Source organism: Pseudomonas sp. RIT288 (genome assembly GCF_000631985.1).
Classification (GTDB): domain Bacteria; phylum Pseudomonadota; class Gammaproteobacteria; order Pseudomonadales; family Pseudomonadaceae; genus Aquipseudomonas.
The window spans coordinates 712,514-738,138 of record NZ_JFYN01000001.1 but is presented as its reverse complement, the minus strand read 5'-3'; the positions used below and the strand labels follow the sequence as shown (position 1 = coordinate 738,138).

General features: G+C 60.9%; 23 protein-coding genes. 12 read left to right on the top strand and 11 right to left on the bottom strand.

Translation table 11 applies throughout. The features are described from left to right. Positions 1–113 precede the first annotated feature (113 nt). Complete coding sequence (yihA, locus tag BW33_RS03305; protein WP_047597033.1) at positions 114–758, bottom strand: ribosome biogenesis GTP-binding protein YihA/YsxC; 645 nt, start codon at positions 756–758, stop codon at positions 114–116. Between the two features lie 191 nt (positions 759–949). On the opposite strand from yihA, the gene BW33_RS03300 reads away from it, so the two are divergent. The 7 genes from BW33_RS03300 to BW33_RS03270 all read left to right on the top strand — a co-directional run bounded on the left by BW33_RS03300 (position 950) and on the right by BW33_RS03270 (position 8,267). Continuing rightward, positions 950–1,255, top strand: coding sequence for a c-type cytochrome (locus BW33_RS03300; protein ID WP_047297457.1), 306 nt, complete (start codon positions 950–952; stop codon positions 1,253–1,255). Between the two features lie 32 nt (positions 1,256–1,287). Next, the gene (locus BW33_RS03295; RefSeq protein WP_047597032.1) at positions 1,288–1,899 is read left to right on the top strand and encodes a c-type cytochrome; all 612 of its coding nucleotides are present in this window, start codon (positions 1,288–1,290) and stop codon (positions 1,897–1,899) included. Between the two features lie 200 nt (positions 1,900–2,099). Next, entirely contained in the window at positions 2,100–2,741 is a 642-nt protein-coding gene (locus tag BW33_RS03290) for a thiol:disulfide interchange protein DsbA/DsbL (RefSeq protein ID WP_047597031.1), read from the top strand. 14 nt (positions 2,742–2,755) lie between these two features. Further along, positions 2,756–3,634, top strand: a complete 879-nt coding sequence (locus BW33_RS03285) for an endonuclease/exonuclease/phosphatase family protein (RefSeq protein ID WP_027610242.1) — start codon at positions 2,756–2,758, stop codon at positions 3,632–3,634. Beyond that, positions 3,631–5,697: a GGDEF domain-containing protein gene (locus tag BW33_RS03280; RefSeq protein WP_047597030.1), complete on the top strand. Its 2,067-nt coding sequence runs from the start codon at positions 3,631–3,633 to the stop codon at positions 5,695–5,697. Before BW33_RS03285 ends, BW33_RS03280 begins: the two co-directional genes overlap by 4 nt. Positions 5,698–5,797: 100 nt before the next feature. Then, positions 5,798–6,577, top strand: coding sequence for an N-acetylmuramoyl-L-alanine amidase (locus BW33_RS03275; protein WP_047597029.1), 780 nt, complete (start codon positions 5,798–5,800; stop codon positions 6,575–6,577). Positions 6,578–6,653: 76 nt separating this feature from the next. Next, entirely contained in the window at positions 6,654–8,267 is a 1,614-nt protein-coding gene (locus BW33_RS03270; protein ID WP_442965390.1) for an EAL domain-containing protein, read from the top strand. On the opposite strand, the gene BW33_RS03265 is transcribed toward BW33_RS03270, so the two are convergent. Together BW33_RS03265 and algB are read right to left on the bottom strand one after the other, a co-directional pair. Beyond that, a complete protein-coding gene (locus tag BW33_RS03265; RefSeq protein WP_047597027.1) occupies positions 8,264–10,054 on the bottom strand; it encodes a KinB sensor domain-containing domain in 1,791 nt (596 codons plus the stop codon). The two genes, BW33_RS03270 and BW33_RS03265, sit on opposite strands and share 4 nt — an antisense overlap. A 10-nt stretch (positions 10,055–10,064) precedes the next feature. Next, the gene (algB, locus tag BW33_RS03260) at positions 10,065–11,411 is read right to left on the bottom strand and encodes a sigma-54-dependent response regulator transcription factor AlgB (protein ID WP_047597026.1); all 1,347 of its coding nucleotides are present in this window, start codon (positions 11,409–11,411) and stop codon (positions 10,065–10,067) included. Between the two features lie 426 nt (positions 11,412–11,837). Here algB and BW33_RS03255 point away from each other — a divergent pair, with 426 nt between their 5' ends. The 5 genes from BW33_RS03255 (at position 11,838) to BW33_RS03235 (ending at position 16,291) form a co-directional block, all read left to right on the top strand. Further along, positions 11,838–12,122 (top strand): hypothetical protein, encoded by a 285-nt coding sequence (locus tag BW33_RS03255; RefSeq protein WP_047597025.1) that lies wholly within the window; start codon positions 11,838–11,840, stop codon positions 12,120–12,122. A gap of 72 nt (positions 12,123–12,194) precedes the next feature. After that, positions 12,195–12,359 (top strand): DUF1328 domain-containing protein, encoded by a 165-nt coding sequence (locus BW33_RS28220; protein WP_003177151.1) that lies wholly within the window; start codon positions 12,195–12,197, stop codon positions 12,357–12,359. Between the two features lie 2 nt (positions 12,360–12,361). Next, positions 12,362–12,826, top strand: coding sequence for an inhibitor of vertebrate lysozyme family protein (locus BW33_RS03245; protein ID WP_047597023.1), 465 nt, complete (start codon positions 12,362–12,364; stop codon positions 12,824–12,826). A 702-nt stretch (positions 12,827–13,528) separates the two neighbouring features. Then, positions 13,529–14,860 (top strand): glutamate/aspartate:proton symporter GltP, encoded by a 1,332-nt coding sequence (gene gltP / locus BW33_RS03240; RefSeq protein WP_027610250.1) that lies wholly within the window; start codon positions 13,529–13,531, stop codon positions 14,858–14,860. A 201-nt stretch (positions 14,861–15,061) separates the two neighbouring features. Further along, a complete protein-coding gene (locus BW33_RS03235; RefSeq protein WP_047597022.1) occupies positions 15,062–16,291 on the top strand; it encodes a nucleoside recognition domain-containing protein in 1,230 nt (409 codons plus the stop codon). Between the two features lie 84 nt (positions 16,292–16,375). Here BW33_RS03235 and BW33_RS03230 read toward each other — a convergent pair whose 3' ends face one another. The 8 genes from BW33_RS03230 to BW33_RS03195 all read right to left on the bottom strand — a co-directional run bounded on the left by BW33_RS03230 (position 16,376) and on the right by BW33_RS03195 (position 25,580). Next, positions 16,376–16,999, bottom strand: coding sequence for an ABC-type transport auxiliary lipoprotein family protein (locus tag BW33_RS03230; protein ID WP_047597021.1), 624 nt, complete (start codon positions 16,997–16,999; stop codon positions 16,376–16,378). After that, a complete protein-coding gene (locus tag BW33_RS03225) occupies positions 16,996–17,934 on the bottom strand; it encodes an MlaD family protein (RefSeq protein WP_047597020.1) in 939 nt (312 codons plus the stop codon). The genes BW33_RS03230 and BW33_RS03225 overlap by 4 nt, the downstream gene beginning before the upstream one ends. 1 nt (position 17,935) lies before the next feature. Then, a complete protein-coding gene (locus BW33_RS03220; RefSeq protein WP_041073657.1) occupies positions 17,936–18,739 on the bottom strand; it encodes an ABC transporter ATP-binding protein in 804 nt (267 codons plus the stop codon). After that, positions 18,736–19,884: an ABC transporter permease gene (locus BW33_RS03215; RefSeq protein ID WP_047597019.1), complete on the bottom strand. Its 1,149-nt coding sequence runs from the start codon at positions 19,882–19,884 to the stop codon at positions 18,736–18,738. Before BW33_RS03215 ends, BW33_RS03220 begins: the two co-directional genes overlap by 4 nt. 54 nt (positions 19,885–19,938) lie before the next feature. Continuing rightward, a complete protein-coding gene (locus BW33_RS03210; protein WP_047597018.1) occupies positions 19,939–20,967 on the bottom strand; it encodes a DUF5924 family protein in 1,029 nt (342 codons plus the stop codon). 189 nt (positions 20,968–21,156) lie between these two features. Beyond that, the gene (locus BW33_RS03205; RefSeq protein ID WP_047597017.1) at positions 21,157–22,548 is read right to left on the bottom strand and encodes a M16 family metallopeptidase; all 1,392 of its coding nucleotides are present in this window, start codon (positions 22,546–22,548) and stop codon (positions 21,157–21,159) included. 163 nt (positions 22,549–22,711) lie between these two features. Beyond that, the gene (locus BW33_RS03200; RefSeq protein ID WP_047597015.1) at positions 22,712–24,370 is read right to left on the bottom strand and encodes a Na/Pi cotransporter family protein; all 1,659 of its coding nucleotides are present in this window, start codon (positions 24,368–24,370) and stop codon (positions 22,712–22,714) included. A gap of 442 nt (positions 24,371–24,812) precedes the next feature. Continuing rightward, a complete protein-coding gene (locus BW33_RS03195) occupies positions 24,813–25,580 on the bottom strand; it encodes a TerC family protein (protein WP_003220266.1) in 768 nt (255 codons plus the stop codon). Positions 25,581–25,625: the final 45 nt, after the last annotated feature.

Here is a 25,625-nt window from a genome sequence, read left to right as displayed (position 1 = left end):
GCCAGGCTGCGTTAAAGGCGCAGTTAAAAGTGCTCATTCAGGCTCCCTAAACTCCGCTTTTTACCAGCACTTTTGCCTTGCCTGGCAGCACCACAGACAGTTTTGAAAATTTCTTATTCAGCTGTCGCTTCAGCGCCTTTGTCTGCCAGTTCCATCCAGCCCGCCAGCACAGTGTAGGCCTCTTCCAGGCCCATGCGTTTCGGCGCCGAGAACAGCTGGATCGTCACCAGATCACCCCAGCCCTTGCGGATCTCCGACTGCACCTTCAGCAGCGTGTTCTTGGCGGCGCCATAGGTCAGCTTGTCGGCCTTGGTCAGCAGGATGTGCATCGGCATGCCGGCGGCAACTGCCCAGTCGAGCATCAGCAGGTCGAAGTCGGTCATTGGATGACGGATGTCCATCATCAGAATCAAACCCTTCAAACTCTCGCGGCCACCGAGGTAAGCCTCAAGGTGACGCTGCCAGTGTTGCTTGAGCGGAATCGGTACTTTTGCATAACCGTAGCCCGGCAGGTCGACCAGACGCCTTTCATCGTCTAGCTTGAAGAAGTTCAACAGCTGTGTGCGACCCGGAGTTTTCGAGGTGCGCGCCAGACTGGCGTGAGTCAGGGTGTTCAGTGCGCTGGATTTACCGGCGTTGGAACGACCGGCGAACGCCACTTCGAAGCCTTCGTCGTCAGGACATTGATCGACTTTGGCGGCACTGAGCATGAACGTGGACTGTTGGCACAGGCCGAGGATGGGATTCTTGAGTTGCATGGGATTTCCGATGTGGGCGGCGCCGGGATTGGGCGCGGAACGCGGTGTCGCTTCCGTTTCAGTGACGCCAGTATATAATGCCGCAGATTTTGTGTGTGCTTTGTCCCAGCGAAGGATGAAGTTCACGAGAGCCAAAGACCTTGATTGCGCATCAGAACGCAGAACGCTCTCAACCCTGAAAAGGTCGTTTTATGACGAAATGGCTGCTGGCTGCCGGAGTCCTGATACCGCTTTACGGCGCACAGGCTACACAGGAACCGGAAGCCGTGTACAACCGTGTTTGTGGTGCCTGTCATTCCGGCCAACTACCCATGGCGCCCGAAAGAGGCGATCAGGCAGCTTGGACGCCGAGGTTGGCGAAAGGTATGGAGACGCTGGTGCAACACGTGACCCAGGGTTTCAAGGCGATGCCGCCGCGTGGTTTGTGCATGGACTGCAGTGCCGAGGATTACCAGGCCATCATCCTTTGGATGAGCGAGAGTAAACCCGGTCCATAACTCTTAACCCTTAGCCGTAGTTGGATTAGCTGATGAACAAATTGATCGTGAGTCTGCTGTTGACCGTGGGAATTTCAGGCTTCGCCCATGCTGCCGGTGATGCCGCCGCCGGCCAGGCGAAAGCTGCCGTCTGCGGAGCCTGCCATGGCCCGGACGGCAACAGCATGGCACCAAACTTCCCGAAACTGGCAGGTCAGGGTGAACGCTACCTGACCAAGCAATTGCACGACATCAAGTCGGGCAAGCGTCAGGTTCTGGAAATGACCGGCCTGCTGACCAACCTGAGCGATCAGGATCTGTCCGACATTGCAGCCTATTTCGCCAGCCAGAAAGGCAGCGTCGGCGCAGCCGATCCGAAGATCGTCGCTCGCGGTGAAGCTCTGTTCCGCGGCGGTAATCTGGCCAAGGGCCTGCCAGCCTGCACCGGTTGCCACTCGCCGAATGGCGCCGGCAACGCCGCCGCCGGCTTCCCGCATCTGGGTGGTCAACACGCTCAATACATCGCCAAGCAACTGACCGATTTCCGCAAGGAAGAAGGCGGCCGCAACAACGACGGCGACACCATGACCATGCAGACAATCGCCAAGCGTCTGAGCGACGAAGACATTGCCGCAGTCTCCAGCTACATCCAGGGCCTGCACTAACTGCCCTGAATCGAGCGTTAGCGGCGATGGACATCTCCTGCAATGTTAACGCTCGATTAATCCGTCGCAGCAAGTATAAAAAGGGTGGCTTTGGCCGCCCTTTTTTGTGGCCGCTGCCGTTACACTACAGAACTCATGCCCGCCAGGACCTGTCTGAAAACAGGTCGCGCGAGGCGACCAAAATTGTCCAGGAGTAAAGCATGCGTAATCTGATCATCAGCGCCGCCCTCGTCGCTGCCAGCCTGTTCGGCGTGACCGCCCAGGCCGCTGAAGCCCCTGCCGCACCCTATGTCGAACTGGCTAACCCGGTGCCAGTGGCAGAGCCTGGCAAGATCGAAGTAGTGGAGCTGTTCTGGTACGGCTGCCCGCATTGCTATGCGTTCGAGCCGGTGATCAACCCTTGGGTCGAGAAGCTGCCCAAGGACGTCAACTTCGTACGCATTCCTGCCATGTTCGGCGGCCCATGGGACGCTCACGGCCAGATGTTCCTGACCCTGGAAGCGATGGGTGTCGAGCACAAGGTTCACAACGCCGTGTTCAACGCTATTCAGAAAGAACACAAGAAGCTGACCGATCAACAAGACATGGCTGAATTCCTCGCCACCCAAGGCGTCGACAAGGACAAGTTCCTGGCAACTTTCAACTCCTTCGCCATCAAGGGTCAGATCGTAAAAGCCAAAGAATTGGCCAAGAAGTATGAGATCACCGGCGTTCCAACCATGATCGTCAACGGTAAATACCGCTTCGACATCGGCTCTGCCGGTGGTGCCGAACAGGCTCTGCAACTGGCCGACCAACTGGTCGCCAAAGAGCGAGCGGCCAACAAGGCAGCCGCCAACTAAGCGCGGTCACCGCCATGCGCCGCTGGGGCACCGAACGCAGCGTTGGCCTGCATGATCCGCAGGTCAACGAGCATCACCTGGAGTCCACGGGCCTGCCCGCAGACCATCGTCTGCGCCTGCTCAGTTTCAATATCCAGGTCGGCATCAGCACCGAGCGCTATCGGCACTACCTGACCCGCAGCTGGCAGCATCTGCTGCCGCACACCGGGCGCTCAGGCAATCTGCAAAAGATCGGCGACCTGCTTGGCGACTTCGATCTGGTCGCCCTGCAGGAAGCCGATGGCGGCAGCCTGCGCTCAGGCTACGTCAATCAAGTCGAACACCTGGCCCACCTCGGCGCCTTCCCCTACTGGTACCAACAACTCAATCGCAACCTCGGCCGACTGGCCCAGCACAGCAACGGCGTGCTCAGTCGCCTGAAGCCGTGGGCGATCGAAGATCATCCGCTGCCCGGCCCAAAAGGTCGCGGCGCGATCCTGCTGCGATTCGGCGAAGGCCCGGAGGCGCTGGTGGTGGTGATGATGCACCTGGCCCTCGGCGCACGGGTGCGCAGCCTGCAACTGGCCTATATTCGCGACCTGATCAGTGGCTACAAGCACCAGATATTGATGGGCGACATGAACACCCATGCCAGTGATCTGCTACAACAGTCACCGTTACGCGATCTCGGCCTGCTGGCCCCGCAGATGCAAGCCACGTTTCCCAGCTGGCGGCCGCAGCGATGCCTTGATCATATTTTGCTCAGCCCGACCCTGACCCTGGAAAAGGTCGAAGTGCTGGCCCAACCCATTTCCGATCACCTGCCGGTCGCGGTAGAGATTCGTCTGCCGGGTTCGCTCACGGCCGATGCATTGCCCGCGTTGAGTCCTGCCCCTCGCGGAACCCCTGAATGAGCGACGACGCCCAGCGCTGGAAAGAGAAGTACCTCAAAAGCATCGAACAACAGGACAAGCTCGAACGTCGCTGGGCCGCCCGGCTCGACTTGCTGCGCCGCGGTCTGGTGCGCAGCACGCTGGCCGCTGAAGGCACCGACAAGGTCGTTGATCAGTGCATGAAAGAGATGCGCGACGTAGTGCGCACCGACGACATGGACGCCGGCCTCGCCGCCCTGCTGCCACGCCTGGAAAAAGCCGTGCTCGATTCCGAGCAACGTCGCGAGACCCGGATCGATCAGGTCAGCACCGCGCTGACCGCGCTGGTCACCCAACTGCAAGCGTTGCCACTGCCACGGGAAGTCGCGCAACCGCTGAAGAAATTCGCCAAGCAACTCGACAGTCGAGTAGGCCAGGCGCGGGAAATGCCGCTGCTTCTGAGCGAACTCAGTGGCCTGCAGGGCAAGGCGTTGAGCCAGCTGGAAACGCCGCCCGAGCCCGACCGGCCGGGCTTTTTGCAGCGCCTGTTTGGCAGCCGTGACAGTCAAGGGCTGCCAGAAGCCACGGATCAGCCTCAGGCGCCAGCGCCGACCCATGCTGAACCTGCGCCGGAGCCAATACCCGCGCCAACCGCAGCAGTCGAGCCGATTCCGGCAGCACCCGTCACGGCAGAGGCCGTCGCGCAATCACCAAAGGCCGAGCATAAGCAAACGCCAGCAGTGCAGCCCCAGGCCGACTCATCTGTAGTCTCGCTCGTGCCACCGGTCAGTGCTGCCGAGCCGATCAGCGAACCGGTTACTGCACCTGCACTGCCAGCGGCCGAACCTGAAGCCGAACGGCCGACCACCCCGATCACAGCGCCACCGCAAGCTGCCGCGTTCAACCCCGACGAGTTGATCCACCCGGGTGACATCCCGGCACCGTTGCTCCTCGACAGCCTGCCCCTTCCCGAACCGATCGCCCAGGCTTTGGCCGCCATCGATCCGGAGCAACCCGAGCAGGACATTCTGTATGCCCTGCCCGACTCGCCGGAGCCGTCTTACAGCTCGGTGGCCAAACACATCGAAGACACGCTGATCGGGTTGCTCGACGACCTGACCTTGCCCGAGCGCCATCGCCCGCAGGCCGAGGCGATGCGTGACCGGTTGAAAAATGGCCTGAACTGGTACGAACTGCTACCGATTCTCGACGATCTTGCGACGTTGATGCTGGCAATCACCGACAGCGGCCAGCACGAATTCGAAGCTTATCTGCAACAACTCAACGAACGCCTCGAAGCGTTCCAGAGCAACTTGCAGGCCGCCAGCGAAGGACACGCCGACAACAGCTCGGCGGCGCGGGCGATGGACACGCAGATCCGCGAGCAGGTCGACGGTCTGCAGACCAGCATGCAGGAAGCGGCCGATCTGGATGACCTCAAGCAAGTGCTGGAGAACCATCTCGAAGGCCTGCTTGGCACCATGGATCAGCACCAGAAACAACGCGATGCCCGCGAGCAGGAAGTGGCGGCACGTCTCAAGGGTCTGGCCGAGCGTGTGGCGCACATGGAGCAGGAAGCCCTGGGCTTTCGCGAGCACTTGGAAGAACAGCGGCAGAAAGCCCTGATCGATCCGCTGACCGGCCTGCCCAACCGCGCCGCCTGGAGCGAGCGCCTGGAACACGAGATCAAACAGTGGCAGCAACACGGCAACACCTTGAGTCTGGCGATGCTCGACCTCGATCATTTCAAGCGCATCAACGACAACTACGGCCATCTGGCCGGCGACAAGGTGCTGAAGATCATCGCCACAGTGCTGCGCAAACGCCTGCGCGCTGCGGATTTCATTGCCCGTTTTGGCGGAGAGGAATTCGTTCTGCTGCTGCCGGCAACCACGCCTGCGGTGGGCGCCAAACTGCTGGAGACCCTGCGCGCGGCGATCGAAGCCTGCCCGTTTCACTTCAAGGGCGAACGGGTGACGATCACCATCTCCATGGGCCTGGCGTCATTCAGGATGGGAGAACACAGCGATCTGGTGCTTAAAAGAGCCGATCAGGCGCTGTACCGCGCAAAAAACGGCGGACGCAACCGGGTCGAGCTGGGCTGAGCAATTGTTCCATTTTGTTTAATTCAGCCCGCCGGCCGTCGATCCGCAAAGCAGTACGTTACACTGTTGCATTACTGTCTTGCGTGTACTGCCTTCTGCCATGAAATTTTTTGCCCTCCTCGCGTCGCTGCTCGTTCTGGCCGGTTGTGCCGGCGGCCCGCGTTATGACACCAGCCATCCTTCGGCCAATCACGACAGCCGCGTGCAGTTCGTGATCGTGCATTACACCTCGGCGTCGCTCGCGCGTTCGCTGCAACTGCTGACCCACGGCGAAGTCAGCAGCCACTACCTGATCGGCGACGACAAGAGCGCCACCATCTACAAGCTGATGGATGAAAACCAGCGTGCCTGGCACGCAGGCGAAAGCCAATGGCAGGGCCGCACCTGGCTCAATTCCAGTTCGATCGGTATCGAAATCGTCAATCCGGGCTTCAAGGACACGCCGACCGGGCGCCTGTGGTTCCCTTATAGCGAAGCGCAGATTCAATCGCTGATCGTCCTGCTCAAGGACATCAGCCAGCGCCAAGGCATCAGCCCGCGCCATATCATCGGCCACAGCGACATCGCGCCCCTGCGCAAACTCGACCCCGGCCCACTGTTCCCATGGAAACGTCTGGCCGCCGAAGGCTTGGGCGTATGGCCCAATGAACAAGCGGTGGCCCGGCAACAAGTGCAGTTCAACGCCGAACTCCCGAGCATCAGCTGGTTTCAGGCACAACTGGCGCGTGTCGGTTACGACACCCCGCAAACCGGCGAGCTGGATGTAGCGACGCGCCATGTGCTCGCAGCGTTCCAGATGCACTTCCGCCCTTCCCGTTTCGACGGTACGCCGGACGCACAAACGGCGGCGTTGTTGCTGGTACTCAACCAGACAAAATAATGACGCCCGCCCGACGGTCAGGGCGGAATCGTAATCAGCAGCTATAACTCATTGGTAATTCTTCGGATATTCCATGATGGTTGCTACCCGAGCGACGCTGCGTAGCTGGTTTTATCGCCCGTGGTTTTTGGCGATGATCGCGGCTGTCCTCAGTGCTAGCCTGCTGATCGCCGGCGGAATGTTCGTCGCCACGCGCCAGATCGAACAGAACGAGAGCCAAGAGATGAACGCTCAGGGCGAGCGCTTTCTGGCCCGGCTCGAGCAATTGTTCGGGCAACTGCGCGAAAGTCTCGACGACCTGGAGGCGCAGCCGTTGCGCAGTTGCGATGACGAAATGATCGCCACCCTGCAACAGGTCACCTTCAACTATCGCTTCGTCTATGAAGCGGCCTACATGGACGGTTCGCGGATCTGCTCCAACCGCCCCCGCCAGGAAGGACTGTCGGTGATCCGCGCGCCGGACATCAAAGGGCCGACTTACAGTTACTGGCTCAACACCACCACCGAACCGGATGAAAACCGCGCGGCGCTGATGCTCGGGCGCGGCAACTTCCGTGTGGCAACATCCCGCGGGCATTTGACCGACATGGTCGACCTGCCACCGGACAGCAGCCTGCTGGTGGTACTCGATCATGGCAGGCGAGCGATTCCGGTACTCGGCACAGCCCAGACCTGGCCACCGAGCGAAACCTGGCCACCCAAGAGCCGCGAAGCCCTGCAAGTCACCCAGTCACGACTGATCTACCGCATGCCAACCAACAATCCGGAATATCAGTTGGTGCTGATCACCCCGCGCACCGGCATGCACATTCCAGCGGTCTGGTGGTGGATGGTGCCGGCCTGCCTGCTGCTAGGCGCGTTTGCCGGCTTCTTTGTGTTTCTGCTGGTACGCCAGCGTCAATCGCTGGACGCCGAGCTGCAGGGCGCGATTCGGCGTGGCGAGCTGCAAGTGCTGTATCAACCGATCTTCGACCTCGACAGCCGCAATTGCGTGGGCGCCGAAGCCCTGCTGCGCTGGCGTCGCCCGGACGGCACCCTGACCAGCCCCGATCTGTTCATTCCATTGGCAGAAAACACCGGGCAGATTCGGCAGATGACCGATTTCGTCCTGCAGCGCCTGCTGGAACAATTGGGGCCGGTGCTGCGCGCCAATCCGCAGCTGTACATCTCGGTCAACCTCGCGGCGTGCGACGTGATGGTGCCGCGTATCGGTCAGGTCATGGCCAGGCTGTTGACCCTGCATCGGGTCGCGGCGCGGCAGATTGCCTTCGAAGTCACCGAGCGCGGGCTGATTGACGTGGTGGTGGCGCGGGAGAACCTGCAAGCCTTGCGCGATGTCGGCCATCAGGTACTGATCGACGATTTCGGCACCGGTTATTGCAGCCTCGCCTACCTGCAAACGTTGCCGGTGGATTGCCTGAAAATCGACAAGGCCTTCATCGACGCACTCGGTCACGACGCGGCCAGCAGCGGTGTGGCGCCGCACATCATTCATATGGCGCAGGCACTGGATCTGAAGGTGATTGCCGAGGGCATCGAGCATGAAGCGCAGGCCGTGTTTCTCAGCAGTGAAGGAGTCAAGTTCGGTCAGGGCTGGCTGTTCGCCCAGGCCTTGAGTGCGGTGCAGTTCATCGAACTGATCACCCGTGGACGGCGCCTCGCCGGGCGCCGGCTGGACGACGAAGCCTAGACTGCCAGCGCCATGTAGAACTGTGTGCCCTGCCCCGGCCGCGAATAGACGCCCATGCGCCCGCCATGCAACTGCACAATTTCCTTGCACAAAGCCAACCCGAGCCCGGCGCCGCCCTTCTTGCGCCCGACCTGCACGAACGGCTCGAAAATCCGCCCCTGCTGACCGTAGGCAATGCCTTCGCCGTTGTCCTCGACGCTGATGATCACCCGCTCGCCATGCCGACGCGCCTGCAGGCGAATCTGCCCGTCGCGGGCGGTATGACGCAGGGCGTTGTCGATCAGGTTGTCGAGAACCCGCTCGAGTTGCGCCTGATCGGCCTGCAGGCGCGGCAACGGCCCCTGCACTTCGACATTCAAGGCAATGCCCTTGGTCGCCGCCGAATCGGCGAAGCGCGACTGCGCCTGCTCCAGCAAATCGTCGATGGAGCACGGCGCCAGGGTGAGTTTCTGTAAGCCGTTCTGATAGCGCGAGAAGTTGAGCAAGTCGTTGATCAACTGCATCAGGCGCTGCATTTCTTCATTGACCGTGTCGAGCAAGTCCGCCTCGCGTGACTCCGGGGGAAACTTCGCCCGCTCGCGAAACAGCCCGAACGCCATGTGCATGCCGGTAACCGGTGTGCGCAGCTCATGGGAGGCACGCAGCACAAACTCGCTGCGTACACGTTCGAAGGCACGCTGCTCGGTGACGTCATGCAGCACCATCACCGCGCCAAGAATATGCCCCTGGGTGTGGCTGACCGGCGTCAGGCTGTAGGTCAGCAAGCGTGATTCGCCATCGACCTCGATGCTCAGATCTTCCGGAGCGCGCTCAAGGGTGCCGCCGCGCAGCACCAGTTGCAGTTGTGCATCGAGCTCCGGGCGCTCAAGCGCGCTGCCGAGCCCCTGGCCAAGACGGTCACTGTCCCAGCCCAACTGACGCTGGGCCACTGGATTGAGGTGCTCCAGATGCCCTTCGCGGTCGATCATCAGCAAGCCGTCGTCGATGCTGTCGAGCACCGCCTGCAGACGCTGCTGACCGGCCAGCAGCTCGTCGACGTTGGTCGCCTGATGCTCGCGCAGCGCCTCGGCCATCAGCCCGAAGCGCTTGGTCAGCTGGTTCATTTCCATCGCCGAGGAAATCGGCAGCGTCACTTCGAAATTGCCTTGGCCGATGTTGTCCGCCGCTTGCGCCAGCGCTTCGATCGGCGCACCGAAACGCCGGGCAATGGCATGGGCCGTGACAAAGCCGATGATCAACACCGCCAGTCCGACCAACCCGAGCAGGCCGGAGACCAGCAGCGCCCTTTCCCGTGCGTCATGCTGCACCGCATTGATGTTGTCCAGCGCGTGCTTGTGCTCGGCAATCAAACCATTACGCAAAATGTTGAAGCGTTCTCTGAGGTCGCTGTTGCCGCTGAGCACATTGCCCGGATCACGCGACAGCTCGAACGCCTGAAGAAAACGCAGGTAGTCGGCCTTGGCCTGGGTAAAGCCGTACTGCCGGCCGTCATCCTCCACCTGCTGCGAAATGCCTTCATCCAGCAATTGCAGGTAATGCTGCTTTGACGCTTCGAACGCGGCGGGATCGGGCTTTTCGGCCAGCATCAGCACCAGTTGGTCGCCGAGGGTCTGGCGTAATTTGAGCCCCAGGTCGAGGGTCACGAAGTTGCTGCGGATCGTAGCTTCCTGAGTACCGGCCATCTGCATCACGCTGACCAGACCGAGCAACAGCCCGAGCAAGGCGACCGTGATCAGCGCAGAAATACTCAGGAACAAGCGAGTGCGCAACTTCATCGCCAGTTTCATCGTCGGGCGCTCACAGGTTGTACTGCTTGCGCTTGCGATACAGGGTCGACGCGTCGATGCCCAGGGTTTTCGCCGCCTGATCCAGTGTGCCCGCCGTCGCCAGCACCGCGCCGATGTGGGCTTTTTCCAGCTCGTCCAGGCTCAGCGCCGCGCCGACACGTGGCGCGTTGTTCGCGGGTTGCTCGGCCATGCCGAGGTGAGTGATTTCCACGCGTTCCTGCGGGCAGATGATGCTCGCTCGTTCCACCACGTTACGCAGCTCACGGATGTTGCCCGGCCAGCGATAACCCAGCAGCGCCTCCCGCGCCTCGTCACTGAAGCCCCGGGCCGGGCGCGCGTATTCTTTGACGAAGCGCGCGAGGAAGCGGTCGGCCAGGGTCAGGATGTCTTCGGCACGCTCGCGCAGCGGCGGCAAATGCAGGGTGATCACGTTGAGGCGATACAACAGGTCTTCACGGAAGCGCCCGTCGCGCACCATGTCTTCAAGATTGAGGTTGGTCGCGGCGAGAATCCGCACATCGGCACGACGAGTCACTGGATCCCCTACCCGTTCGTATTCCTTGTCTTGAATGAAGCGCAGCAACTTGGGTTGCAACGTCAGCGGAAAATCGCCGATCTCGTCGAGAAACAGCGTGCCACCGTCCGCCTGATTGACCCGACCCAAGGTGCTCTCACTGGCGCCGGTAAACGCACCACGACTGTGGCCGAACAGCTCGCTTTCCATCAGCTCGGCGGTCAACGACGGGCAGTTGATGGTCACGCAGGATTTCTTCTCGCGCTTGCTCCAGCCATGAATGGCCCGGGCCAGTTCACCTTTACCCGTGCCGGATTCGCCGAGGATAAGGATGTTGGCGTCGGTACCGGCAACCTGTCGCGCGGTTTCCAGCACGACTTTCATCGCCGGGCTGTGGGAGTCGAGACCGTCCTTGGGTTTGCGAATCTCGCCTTCAAGGGCTTCCAGACGCGCCGAGAGCTGGCGCACTTCCAGTTGCTTGGCGGTGGCCAGGCGCAACTGATCGGGGCTGCACGGTTTGACCAGATAATCGGCGGCGCCCGCCTGGATCGCGTCCACCGCGGTATCCACCGCCGAGTGCGCGGTGACGATCACTACCCGCATCCATGGCGCCTGAACGCGCATCTGCGCCAGTACATCGAGACCGTTGTCTTCACCCAGACGTAAATCAAGGAAGCACAGGTCAAACACCTGGCGTTGCAACAGTGCATCAGCCTGAGCCGCGCTGTTGGCGGTGGCCACTGTATAACCTTCGTCTTCAAGGCAGTAACGAAAGGTTCGCAGGATGGCGGACTCGTCGTCCACCAGCAGAATGCGGCCTTGATGCTCAGTGGCAGATTCCATTTTTCCTACGCTCCATAGTGATTGATCTTGGGTTAGTCCCGGAAAAATCGGGCAAGTTGCATGGTTGATTCTGAACGATGCTAGCCATAGGAGGGTAGCTCTCTCCTGCCTTGACGGCCAATCCATTGATTTTGTTGAGTTTTTAAACAATCACCGAGTTGCAGAGGGTTCCCTGCGTACTTTTCTGACATCCGCGACGTGCTCTCAATTCCATAAGAATGAATTCTCCTACGAAATAATCATGCATTTCGCACGACTGTAGACGACCCATCGTGCAGGATGCGTCCATCGCTGAATTTTCATCACTTATAACTCATTGATTTTATTGAGTATTTTTCAAATAAAAAACTGGCATGCAGCCTGCAATAACTCATTCAGCCCGGGCAGATTCCACTGCCCTAACCGAATAAGAGTGAGGAACCCAGGATGACTCGCCAACGTGCCGCCCAAATGCGTATCTCGCCACTGCATATCCAGCAAGGCCTGTTTGGCGTACTTGCACTGTTGATCACCCTGATCGTCTGCCAGCAATACCTGAGCTGGGAAAACAGCCGCAAGCCTGAGCCACTGATCTCGATGCAGCACAGCACGCAGACGCACTTCAGCGCCGTGAGCAGCAGTCAGGCCGAAAGCGCCTCGATGCGCATGATGGATGTCGATCAGCCACAGCCGCTGGATCAACTGCCACGTGAAGAGCGCTGGGTTTTCTGACGAACCGAAGAATTCGGGCGCATCGCGCCGGAACACGCAATATCCCTAAATAGAGAAGTAAGGAGAATCACCATGTTGAGCTGGGCAATTACATTCTTGATCATTGCCATCATCGCCGCCGTACTGGGCTTCGGTGGTATCGCGGGCACCGCCACGGGTATCGCCAAGATTCTCTTTGTCGTGTTCCTGGTGATGTTCATCGCTTCCTTCTTCTTTGGCCGTCGCGGCCGAGGTTAACGATGATTGCTTTAAAGACACTGGCAGCCGCCCTGCTTCTGGGCGGTAGTGCCATGGCGATGGCGGCCAATGATGGCCAGGCGCGGGTCAACGAGCTGCTCAGCTCCGACCCGCAATACCGGGAAACCTGGCAAGGCGTCGTCAAACATGAAGAACGCCTTCCGGAATGGGTGATGAACCTGTCCGGCACGCCAGACCAGCAGATGAATGCCGTGACTGAAGATGGCGACAAGTATCTGGTCGGCCCGCTCTGCGAATCCGCGGACAAGTGCCTCAACCACCGCTTGATCGTGGCTTTCAGCTTCGACAAGAAAGACGCATACGCCATGCTCGTCGATGTCCCCGAAGGACTGCCGGCCGACAAGTCGCCAACGCGACATGCCACCTACCGCTTCCTCGGCAAACCGAATCAGGGCATGCAAAACCTGCTGATGGAAACGCTGAAAAAAGATCCGAACTGGTACTGATTCGAACATGAGGGCAGCGCCCCGCTGCCCTTTATTGCGCCTACCCGAGGAAGGCCGGCGCATGACCAGGGGGCCGGGACGTTCTGACTGTTGCAGGGTCGGAGTGACCTACGGGTACAAGGAGTGCCTGCGCAAGGGCCGGGTCAGGGTAAAAGCTGCGACGCAGGTTCGCCGACCCTCAGTGGTTCGACGGACTTGCGCTGAGCTTTATCCGATGCAAAAACATTGATCCAGAGCGTCCTGCTCGTCTTTCAATGCCTCACACTGCGCGCGAAAACATTACGCGGTATTTCCTGGCGACCGTATATCGAGAAAGAATCCCTTTAAACAGTGGGACATCTAGTCTGCAAATGTAGGCTTTTTCTTAAATTTTCCGCCGAATTCACTCGTTCAAAAAACAACCAACCTCGGCTGTAATGGCCGGTTCACGGCACTTATGCCGGCTGAAATGTCGTAATCGAACCGGTTGGGACGCCAGTTTCATTTAAAAAAGCTCATGCCGATTCGGCATAGGGTAGGCGTTTACGGCATTAGACGGCGCAACCTTGCATCGGAATAGTTGCGCCTTTTTTCGCCTGCCGAAGAGCTGTAAATACGCGCTTCGGGGCACCTTATACGGAGGCAGATGCACAGACTTTTCCGCTGACAGAGCGTTCCAGTTCCTGCATGTGCCTGAGTCAAACGCAAGTAAGGGTAAAGATAATGAAGAAGGCAAAACTCAGCCTCGCCTGGCAGATCCTCATCGGTCTGGTTTTAGGGATTGCAATTGGTGCGTTGCTCAACCACTTCAGTGCCGAGAAAGCCTGGTGGATCAGCAACGTCCTGCAACCGGCAGGCGATATCTTTATCCGTCTGATCAAGATGATCGTGATCCCGATCGTCATCTCCTCCCTGATCGTCGGCATTGCCGGCGTGGGCGACGCCAAGAAACTCGGGCGTATCGGCCTGAAGACCATCATCTATTTCGAAATCGTCACCACCATCGCGATCCTTGTCGGTCTGGTGCTGGCGAACGTATTCCATCCGGGCGCCGGCATCGACATGAGCACCCTGGGCACGGTGGATATCTCCAAGTACCAGGCGACCGCCGCCGAAGTGCAGCATGAACACGCGTTCATCGAGACCATCCTCAACCTGATCCCGTCGAACATCTTCGCGGCCATGGCCCGCGGCGAAATGCTGCCGATCATCTTCTTCTCCGTACTGTTCGGTCTCGGTCTGTCGAGCCTGCAGTCGGACCTGCGCGAGCCGCTGGTGAAGATGTTCCAGGGCGTCTCGGAAAGCATGTTCAAAGTCACCCACATGATCATGAACTACGCGCCGATCGGCGTGTTCGCCCTGATCGCGGTGACCGTGGCCAACTTCGGCTTCGCCTCGCTGCTGCCGCTGGCCAAACTGGTGATCCTGGTTTACGTCGCCATCGCCTTCTTCGCCTTCGTGGTGCTGGGCCTGATCGCCAAGCTGTTCGGCTTCTCGGTGATCAAGCTGATGCGCATCTTCAAGGATGAGCTGGTCCTGGCTTACTCCACCGCCTCCTCGGAAACCGTGCTGCCGCGCGTCATCGAGAAGATGGAAGCCTACGGCGCACCGAAAGCCATCTGCAGCTTCGTGGTACCGACCGGCTATTCGTTCAACCTCGACGGTTCGACCCTGTACCAGTCGATCGCAGCGATCTTCATTGCCCAGCTGTACGGCATTGACCTGTCGATCAGCCAGCAATTGCTGCTGGTGCTGACCCTGATGGTCACCTCCAAAGGCATCGCCGGCGTACCGGGCGTGTCCTTCGTGGTGCTGCTGGCGACGCTGGGCAGCGTCGGTATCCCACTGGAAGGCCTGGCGTTCATCGCCGGTGTCGACCGCATCATGGACATGGCGCGTACCGCACTGAACGTGATCGGCAACGCCCTGGCGGTACTGGTTATCGCGCGCTGGGAAGGCATGTACGACGACGCCAAGGGCGAGCGCTACTGGAACTCCCTGCCGCACTGGCGCAGCAAGGAAAAACTGCCGGCTGGCGAGATCTCGAAAAACTGATAGCTGAATCCCTGTAGGAGCTGCCGCAGGCTGCGATCTTTTGATCTTGCTTTTAAAAACAAAAATCAAAAGATCGCAGCCTGCGGGAGCTCCTACAGGTGATTGAGACCCGCCGTACCAGACAAACCCCGGAGCAATCCGGGGTTTGTCGTTTCTGGCGGCCCCGCTATCATTCGCCGCATCTTCCGGGGGATTTGACTGATGCTTAATGGCCTGTGGCTTGGCTTCTTCGTCGTGGCAGCAATATCTGCGCTGGTACAGTGGCTGGTCGGTGGCAACGCCGGGATTTTCGCGGCGATGGTGGAAAGCATTTTCGCCATGGCCAAACTCTCGGTCGAGGTCATGGTGCTGCTGTTCGGCACGCTGACCCTGTGGCTCGGCTTTCTGCGCATTGCCGAGAAGGCCGGGATCGTCGAGTGGCTGGCGAAAGTGCTGGGCCCGCTGTTCCTGCGGCTGATGCCGGAAGTCCCGGCGGGGCACCCGGCGCTCGGTCTGATTACCCTGAACTTCGCCGCCAACGGCCTGGGCCTGGACAACGCCGCCACACCCATCGGCCTCAAGGCCATGAAAGCGCTGCAGGAGCTCAACCCCAGCGCGACCATCGCCAGTAACGCGCAGATCCTGTTCCTGGTGCTCAACGCCTCGTCGTTGACCCTGCTGCCGGTGACGATCTTCATGTACCGCGCCCAGCAAGGTGCGCCGGATCCGACCCTGGTATTCCTGCCGATCCTCTTGGCGACCAGTTGCTCGACCATCGTCGGCTTCCTCTCGGTGGCGTTCATGCAGCGCCTGCGCATCTGGGACCCGGTGGTGCTGGCCTATCTGATTCCCGGCGCACTGATCCTCGGCGGCTTCATGGCGCTGCTGGCGACGATGTCGGCCACGGCACTGGCCGGGCTGTCGTCGATCCTTGGCAACCTCACGCTGTTCGGCCTGATCATGCTGTTCCTGCTGATCGGCGCGTTACGCAAGGTCAAGGTTTACGAAGCGTTCGTCGAGGGCGCGAAGGAGGGCTTCGACGTCGCCAAGAACCTGCTGCCGTATCTGGTGGCGATGCTCTGCGCAATTGGTGTGCTGCGTGCCTCGGGAGCGCTGGACTTTGGTCTGGACGGTATTCGGCATCTGGTGGAATGGGCCGGTTGGGATACGCGTTTTGTCGATGCGTTGCCGACGGCGATGGTCAAACCGTTTTCCGGCAGCGCCGCACGGGCGATGCTGATCGAGACCATGAAGACCTCCGGCGTCGACAGCTTCCCGGCGTTGGTCGCGGCAACGATTCAGGGCAGCACCGAGACCACGTTCTATGTGCTGGCGGTGTATTTCGGGGCGGTGGGGATTCAGCGCGCAAGGCACGCGGTGGGCTGTGCGTTGCTGGCAGAACTGGCCGGGGTGCTCGGCGCGATTGGCGTCTGCTACTGGTTCTTTGGTTGAAGCAAAAGATCGCAGCCTTCGGCAGCTCCTACAGAGGCACGCTTAACCCTGTAGGAGCTGCCGAAGGCTGCGATCTTGGCGACTTCAGGGTTTAACAGGGGCGACTTTCTGGCCTTGATCTACCGCCCACGCGACGACCTTGGCCGTCAGCCGATCACTGGCCTGTCCAAACCCCGCCACCACCGCTGGCACCTGCACATCATTCAAAGGCTGGCGCTCTTCGAAGCGGCGGCTGGCGAGAATCTTCTGGTCATAGCCGCGCACCAGCAGCGCATCGACCCGCACCACGACGCTGGCCTGATTGCCCTGATACTCGGTCTGAAATGCCTGCAAATTGCCGCCCAGTTCAAGATCCGCAGCGAAGTTGCTGTCATCGGTACTGAGCAACGTCACCCGACCATCGCGAGCGAATCCATCCAGCAGCCGGTTACGCACCAGCACCGGCGCCGGATCGCTCCAGCGCGAGGCCTTGTAGCTGCTGATCACGTCACCCTGTGGAATCACCGCGATGTTCGGCCGGTTCAGCGCTTCGCTGGCCTGCAACTTGTTCAGGCGCAGCGACCAGTGCTGGGTCGCCGCTGAGCTTGCCGAGGCGGGCGCTTGCGCGGCGGGCAGGCGATAGACGTCCGAAGGCTCGGCCTTGGGCAGGATCGAGCACGCCGAGAGCAGGGAGAAACTGGCGAGGAGAGCGAAGTGAATCAGCTTCATGGGGTGAATTCCTTGTTCTTGTCACTGCCCAGCAGGTAGCCGCTGGGGTTGGCCTCCAGGCGTTGGGAAATGCCGCGCAGCGAGGTCAGGGTTTCGCGCAGTTCGCGGATCGCCGGCGCCAGGCCATTGAGGCCCTGCAGGCCGTTATCGAGCGAGTTCTGATTCTTGCTCAACAGGCCGTTGATGGTGGCGCTGCTTTGCTCCAGCGATTTCATCGCCTGCTCGGCACTGCCCAGCGCCTGCTTGCCCTGATCGTTGAGCAGGCCATTGGCGTTGCGCATCAACGCCGAGGTTTGCTCAAGCATGCTGCCGGCCTGTTTGCCGACGCTTGCCAGTTGCTGCATGGCCTGGCGCAGGTCGCCGCGCTGATCGTTGATCGAACCGGTGGTCTGCTCCAGATGCGCCAGGGTGTTGCTGACGCGCTCGACATTTTCCTGGGAGAACATCTGGTTGGCATTGCTCAGCAGCGCGGTGATGCCGGTCATCAGGTCGTTGCTGTCGTTGAGCAGTCGCGAGATGGGCGAGGGCGCCGCAACGATGGTCGGCAGCTCGCCGTCATGCCCACGCAGCTTCGGACTCTCCGGGGTGCCGCCGCTGAGCTGAATGATCGAGGTGCCGGTGATCCCGGCCAGTGCCAGTTTGGCCTCGGTGTCTTCCTTGACCGGGGTGTCACCGCCCAGACGTATCCGCGCCAGCACTCGGCGTGGGTCTTTCGGGTCGAGACGCAGGTTGACCACATCGCCGACCTTGATCCCGCTGTACTGCACGGGGCTGCCCTTGGACAGGCCGCTGACCGCCTCGTTGAAGACCACTTCGTAATCCTTGAACTCGCTGTCGACGCTGGACTTGGCCAGCCACAGGCCGAAGAGCAGGGCGCCTGCCACGACAATCACTGAGAACAGGCCGATCAACACATGATGGGCTCGGGTTTCCATGTCAGACCTCGTTGAGCAGTTTGGCGGCGTCCAGCGCCGAGCGGCCACGCGGGCCGTGGAAGTATTCGTGAATCCACGCGTCGTCGGTTTCCGAGACCACGTCGATCGGGCCGGCGACCAGCACCTTCTTCTGCGCCAGCACCGCCACACGGTCGGTGATGGTGTAGAGCGTGTCGAGGTCGTGGGTCACCAGAAACACGCTCAGGCCCAGCGCATCGCGCAAGGTCAGGATCAGTTGATCGAACTGCGCCGCGCCAATCGGATCGAGGCCGGCGGTGGGTTCGTCGAGAAACAGGATGTCCGGATCCAGCGCCAGGGCCCGGGCCAGCGCAGCGCGCTTGATCATGCCGCCGGACAGCGACGCCGGGTATTTGTCCGCCGCCGACAGCGGCAGCCCGGCCAGCGCCAGCTTCACCGCCGCCAGGTGCTCGGCGTCGTTGCGGCTCAGGCCGGCGTGTTCGATCAGCGGCAGGGCGACGTTTTCGGTCACCGTCAGCGAGGAGAACAGCGCGCCTTTCTGGAACAACACACCAAAGCGCCGCTCGACCAGCGAACGCTCATGCTCCGACAGGCTTGGCAGGTTTTGGCCGAAGACTTTCACGTTACCTTCGCTGGGCCGGCGCAGCCCGACAATGCTGCGCAGCAGCACCGATTTACCGCTGCCGGAGCCGCCGACCACGGCGAGGATTTCGCCTTTGTACAAATCCAGATCAAGATTCTCGTGCACGCTCTGGCTGCCAAAGCGATTGCACAGACCACGGACTTCGATCACCGCCTCCGAGGGCGCGCGGGGTAGACGACTCACCAGCCCATCTCCATGAAGAACAGCGCAGCCACCGCATCAAGCACGATCACCACGAAAATCGACTGCACCACGGCTGACGTGGTGTGCGCACCGACCGATTCGGCGCTGCCGCTGACCTTGAAGCCTTCCAGGCAACCGATGGTCGCGATCAGGAAAGCAAAGACCGGCGCTTTCACCAGGCCGACCAGAAAGTGCTGGATGCCGATGTCGCTCTGCAGCAGCGAGAGGAACATCGCCGGCGAAATGCCCAGCGACACCGCGCACACCACGCCGCCGCCGATGATCCCGCAGAGCATCGCCAGAAACGTCAGCATCGGCAGCGCCACCAGCATCGCCAATACCCGCGGCACCACCAGCAGCTCCATCGGATCGAGGCCGAGGGTGCGGATCGCGTCGATCTCTTCGTTGGCCTTCATCGAACCGATCTGCGCGGTGAAAGCACTGGCGGTGCGGCCGGCCATCAGGATCGCCGTGAGCAACACCCCGAACTCACGCAGGAAGGAGAAGCCCACCAGGTCCACGGTAAAGATCGTCGCGCCGAAACTGGCCAGCACCGTCGCGCCGAGAAACGCCACCACCGCGCCGACCAGAAAGGTCAGCAGCGCCACGATGGGCGCGGCGTCGAGGCCGGTCTGTTCAATGTGGGCGACGACGGGGGTGATGCGCCAGCGCTTGGGGCGAAACAGGCTGCGGGCGATGGTTTCGAGGATCAGGCCAATGAAACCCAGCACTTGCAGGGTGTCCTGCCAGACCGTTTCCACGGCGCGCCCGATGCGGGTCAGCAGTTGCACGCTGACGCTGACTTCCGGCTCCTTGACCGGCACACAGAAGTCGCTCAGCGAGCGATACACCGTTTGCAGCAGCGCGCGATCAGCCTGGGAAATCGTGCAGTCGGGGTGTTCGGCGGATTTGCCGAGGCGCTCGGAACCGAGCAGTTCCACCAGCAACGAAGCGCCCGCGGTGTCGAGCGCACCGAGGCTGTTGAGGTCGACCACGGTATTGGCGTCGTACTGGCCGGTAAGTTTGTCGGTCAGGTGCTTGAGGTCGGCGTAATGGGCAAGCGTCCAGTCCCCGGAAACCCGCAGGCGGGCAGGGCTGATTGACGTGTCCAACTGGGCATTACCGCTCATTGAGCTGCTGATCATAAGCTCCGTGCTTGTTCGGCTATTAAGCGAACTAACGTAATAGCACGAACCGGATTACTTTTCTTTGATCGCTGTGCTGTCCTTCACTTCGAAACGCAGTACGCCGATCACCTGACCGTCTTCAGTCAGCACCCGCACCTGCCACTTGCCTGCCGGGTTGCCGGGGAAGTTCTGCTTGTGCGTCCACGCCCGGTAGCCTTCCTTGCGCCCGCCATGGATATCGAGGGCGATGCGGTCGACCTCTTTGCCGTCGAACTGCCACACATGGTAGATCCGCTCATCCAGCCCGCGCGGCGCATTGATCGCGGTGTAGGCGTAGAGACCGCCGTTGCGGATCTGCTCGGCGCTGACCTCGTCGAGGCTGGCGCCGGGGGTGCGATCCTGCAACTGAGTGCTGATCGCCACGTCGGTCATCCACAGCGTCGCCGGCGGCACCCACGAGCGCAGGGTCCAGCCGACCGCGCCGATGCCGAAGGTGATGCACAGAATGGCCAGCGCGTTGCGCACGGTGCGGATCGGGAAGATCGACGCCAGACTCGGGAACGACAGCACCACCGCCGTGCCCAGCGCCCATTTGAAACTCTGCGCGGTGGTCAGGTGCATGATCACCGGCAGCGCAGTGAGCAGGGCGGCGAACAGGGTCAGGGTGTGCAACGCGAGAAACGCCCAGCGCCGCGGCGCCAGCCATTTGTAATAGAGCGGGTCGACAATCGAGATCAGCGCGGCGATGCACAGCAGGCCGGTGAAGATCAGTTGGCCGCTGTTCCAGGTGGTGGTGATGAAGAAGAACGGCAGGACGAAAAACAGGCTCTCCTGATGGATCATCTGCGTCGCGTAACGCAGCAGCGGCTGGGGAATTTCCCGCTTGAAGATGCGCGTGAACAGCCCGGTCAGGGTGTTTTCCAGCATCAGCCAGATCCAGCTGAGCAGCATGATGACGGTGATCCAGCTCGCCAGCCCCTGCTGACGATCGACCAGAATGAAGCTGCCGACCCCGGAGATGAAACCGCCAAGCGCAATGACCCCGGGATAGCGCTTCATCAGTTCGAGAATGCGCTGGATCAGGAGGGGGATTTTCTGCATGGTGGCGGTTCACGACTGAATAGGAAAAAACCTCGACAGAGTACCGCCCGCCGGGCGAGGTGGCGAGGCTCCCGGTCAGTAAAATCACGCAGCCCCCTGTGGGAGCGAGCCTGCTCGCGAATGCGGTGGGTCATACAACATTGCATCAACTGACACGACGCCTTCGCGAGCAGGCTCGCTCCCACAGGGTCAGTGTTCGGCGGGTTTTCGGCGGTGATGCAGACGCCAGCCGATCAAGATCAACAGCAGAACCCCGAGACCACCGGCAATCAGCCACAACACCTGATCATCACTGAGCAACGGTTTCTCGATCCGCAGATACCCCGGCTGCAACAACAACTCGCGCATGGCCTTGTTCGCCGTTTCCAGGGTCACGCCTTGCAGCTCGCGGGCTGGGTTGGCAAAGCGCCCGTCCTCGTAGTCGCCCAGCGCGCTCCAGTAATAGTCGGCCATCGCGCTGTTGCCCTGCACGGCCCAGGCCTGGTGGGCGATGGCGGCTTGTTTGATTCGGGCGAAGGTGTCCGGGTCGAGGCCGTTTTTCAGCAGGTCGGCCTTGAGGTCTTCCAGCACTTGCCGGGCTTCGTCGATGTCATCGCGATCGACGTCGGCATTGAGACTCATGAAACCGACTCCGCCAAACACTTCACGTTCGGCCCACGGCCCGTAGGACAAGCCATGGTTGAGGCGGATCTGCCGGTACAGCGCCCAGTCGAGGTAGTCCTTGAGGATGTCGAAGGTCTCGTCGTACTGATCGTCGAGCATCGGCTCCGGCACCAGCCAGTGCAACTTGGCGCTGTCGCCGATGAAGCTGCGGGTGAGGGTGCGTTCATGGGCGGCGCTGGTGCGGATGTCCGGCAGCTCACGGTGCTGGGCAGGATCCACCGCTTCGAGCGTGCCCCAGGTGCGTTCCAGATAGGCCGGCAGCAGTTTGTCGAGCTCGCCGACGACGATCAGGGTCATGTTGTTCGGCGCGTACCAGGTCTTGCGCACCTTCTCCAGTTGCTTCTGGGTCAGATGACCGACCTCGGCCCGTTGCGGGCATTTCAGGCCCAACTCCACGGCCAGTTGATTGCTCGCGGTGTGGCCCAGATCCTGACGGTCGAGAAAGCGTTGCAGGCGCGTGTAATGGCCGCCGTCTTCGCGCTCGACCACACGTTTCGCGGCGTTGATCGCGTTGTCGTCGATGCGGGTCTGGGTCAGCAGGTCGAGTAACAGGTCGAGAACCTTGCGCTGGTTCTTCGCCGGGGCTTCGATGACGAACGTGGTGTCGGCGTTGCTGGTGAACGCGTTCCACTCGCCACCCAGCGCCTGCATGCGCTCCTCGAGGCCGCCTTCGCCGGTGGCATCGACACCACTGAACAGCAGGTGTTCGAGCAGGTGCGGCAGCTCTTTTTCATCGCAGTCGAAATCGTCGAGACCGACGCCGACCACCAGACGAATCGCCACATGCCCGCGCTCGGTGCCGGGCTTGAGCAACAGCTGCAAACCATTGGGCAACGCGTAGCCTTCGACCTGAAAGCGATCAACGGCGAAGGCGGGCAGAGAGCCAAGCAACAGACAGGCGAACAACAGGCAACGCATAACAGGCTTCCGTACGGCTGATTTGGAGATCCGTGTCGCTATTCAGGCCGCTTTCGCGAGCAGGCTCGCTCCCACCTTGAAATTCATTCCCTGTGGGAGCGAGCCTGCTCGCGAATATCTTGCGGCTGAATCAATGTTACTGACTAAGCCCAGCCGCAGACGTTCAAGGCGAATGCGTAATGTCGGCAATATCATCCGCCTCCAGCGCCCCGGTATCCGCCGTTTCCAGCACCACGTAAGCACTGCTGCAAAACAGCGAATTCAAGCGCTTCATATCCGCAATCAGCTCCAGATGCAGCGAACTGGTTTCCAGACTCTGCACGATCTTACGTTGCAAACGGCTGACATGGGCATGGGCCAGACGCCGTTCCTGCGCGCGAAAGCGACGTTTCTCGCGCAACAGCTGACGGGCGCTTTCCTTGTCACCGCTGAGGAACACTGACAGGCCCAGGCGCAGGTTGGCGATCAGTTGCTGATGCAGACCGGCCAGATCCTCCAGACCTTCTTCGGAAAAGGAGCGACGCTGCGAAGTTTTCTGCTGCTGCACTTTGCGCAGCATGCGTTCGATCAGGTCGCTGGCCAGCTTCAGGTTGATCGCCAGCTCGATGGTCTCAGCCCAGCGCCGACTGTCCTGCTCGCCGAGATCCTCACGGGGCATTTGCGCCAGATACAGTTTGATCGCGCTGTACAGCGCTTCGACGTCATCGGTCAGGCGGCGCATTTCCTGGGTGATGGCGGTCTGCTTGCCGCGCAGCACATCGAGCATCGCGTCGAGCATGTTGTCGATCAGGTCGCCCATGCGCAAGGTCTCGCGGGCCGAGTTGGCCAGCGCCAGGCTCGGGGTGACCAGCGCTGTCGCATCGAGATGCCGCGGCTTGGCGGTGCCGTTGACCTCCGGTCGCTCCGGCAGCAGCCAGGCACACAGGCGTGCCATCGGCGCGACGCTGGGCAGCAGAATCAGGCAACGCGCGGTGTTGTAGAGCAAGTGGAAACCGATGACCATTTCCTGCGGGCTGAAATCCAGGCCGTCCATCCAGTGCACCAGCGGATCGAGCACCGGGATGATCAGCAGCAGGCCGATCAGTTTGTACAACAGACTGCCCAGCGCCACTTGCCGCCCGGCGGCGTTCTGCATGCTGGTGCTCATGAACGCCAGCACGCCGCTGCCGATGTTGGCGCCGATCACCAGACCGATCGCCACCGGCAGGCTGATCACCGCCGCGCCGGCCAGCGTTGCCGTGAGCAGCACGGCGGCGAGGCTGGAGTAGGAAATCATCGCGAACAGCGCGCCGACCAAGGCGTCGAGGAGGATGTCGCCGGTCAGCGAAGCAAAGATCACCTTCACACCCTGAGCGTGGGTGATCGGCGCTGCGGCCTCGACAATCAGTTGCAGCGCGAGAATGATCAGCCCCAGACCGATGCTGACCCGGCCCATTTGCCCGAGCCGCGTCTGTTTGCGCGAGAGAAAGAAAATCACCCCGAGAAAAATCAGCAGCGGCGACAGCCACGACAGGTCAAAGGTCAGCACCCGCGCCATCAGCGCGGTACCGACGTCGGCGCCAAGCATGGTCGCCAGCGCCGGGGTCAGCGCCATCAGGCCCTGACCGACGAAGGAGGTGACGAGCATGGCCGTGGCGTTGCTGCTCTGCACCATCGCGGTCACGACGATACCGGCGACGAACGCGAGCCAGCGCCTGGACATGTTCTGGCCGATCACATGGCGCAGATTGGTGCCGTACACCCGCAGGATGCCGGTTCGGACGATGTGCGTGCCCCAGATCAGCAGGGCCACGGCAGAAAGCAAATTGAGCAGGGTGAGCATGCAGACCCCCTGTAGTAGCAGCGCCCCAAAGGGGCAAGTTGACGGTACCGCGCGGTTTCTACGTTTTTGATACTTAAGCTGTAGTTGGCTAACGGACTGGGCGCCAGCATTGCACAGCTAAAGTGCGGATTGAAACAAAAGTGTCATGAAACCAGGGTCATCCACCTCATCTGAAATCAACATGATCCCCTGTAGGAGCGAGCCTGCTCGCGATAGGGCCATCAGCTTCAACATCGTTGCCGACTGACGGACCGGCGATCGCGAGCAGGCTCACTCCTACAGGTATTGCGGCTGCCCCGGATTGTTCAGCAGCCCTAAACAACTGTGGGAGCGAGCCTGCTCGCGAAAGCGGCGGATCAGCCAACATTGTTGTCGACTGACACTCCGTCTTCGCGAGCAGGCTCGCTCCCACAGGGGTGTTGCGTGATTCAGGACTACCGGGTTACTGCCCCGGCACGTCCTTGCGCAGTTTCACCGGATCTTGCTGCTGCTTCTTCCTGGCCATCGCGCCGCGCAGTTTGATGTTGATCGCCTCAACCGCCAGCGAGAACGCCATGGCGAAATAGACGTAGCCTTTCGGCACATGCACGTCGAACGACTCGGCGATCAGTACGGTACCGACCACCAGCAGGAACGACAGCGCCAGCATCTTCAGCGACGGGTGCTTGTCGATGAACTCGCTGATCTTGCCCGAGGCCGCCATCATCACCAGTACGGCGACGACGATTGCCGCGACCATCACCGGCACATGGGAGACCATGCCGACGGCGGTGATCACCGAGTCCAGCGAGAACACGATGTCGATGATCGCGATCTGGATGATGGTGTAGAGGAAGTTGCCGCCCTTGCCCGAAGGCTCGTCGCCTGTTTCGTCTTCGCCTTCGAGCGCGTGGTACATCTCCTGCGAGCTCTTCCACAGCAGGAACAGGCCACCGAAGAACAGGATCAGGTCGCGACCGGAGATGCCTTGGCCGAACACCACGAACAGGTCAGCGGTGAGGCGCATGACCCAGGTGATCGACAGCAGCAACAGGATCCGCGTGATCATCGCCAGACCCAGGCCGAAGATCCGCGTGCGCTGCTGCATGTGCTTGGGCATGCGGCTGACCAGGATCGAAATCATGATGATGTTATCGATGCCCAGAACGATTTCCAGGGCAGTCAGGGTAAAGAAGGCAACCCAGATTTCGGGGTTGGTCAGCCAATCCATGTGTATTCCTTTGAGCGAGTGTTAAACCAGAACGCCAGCAAGCAG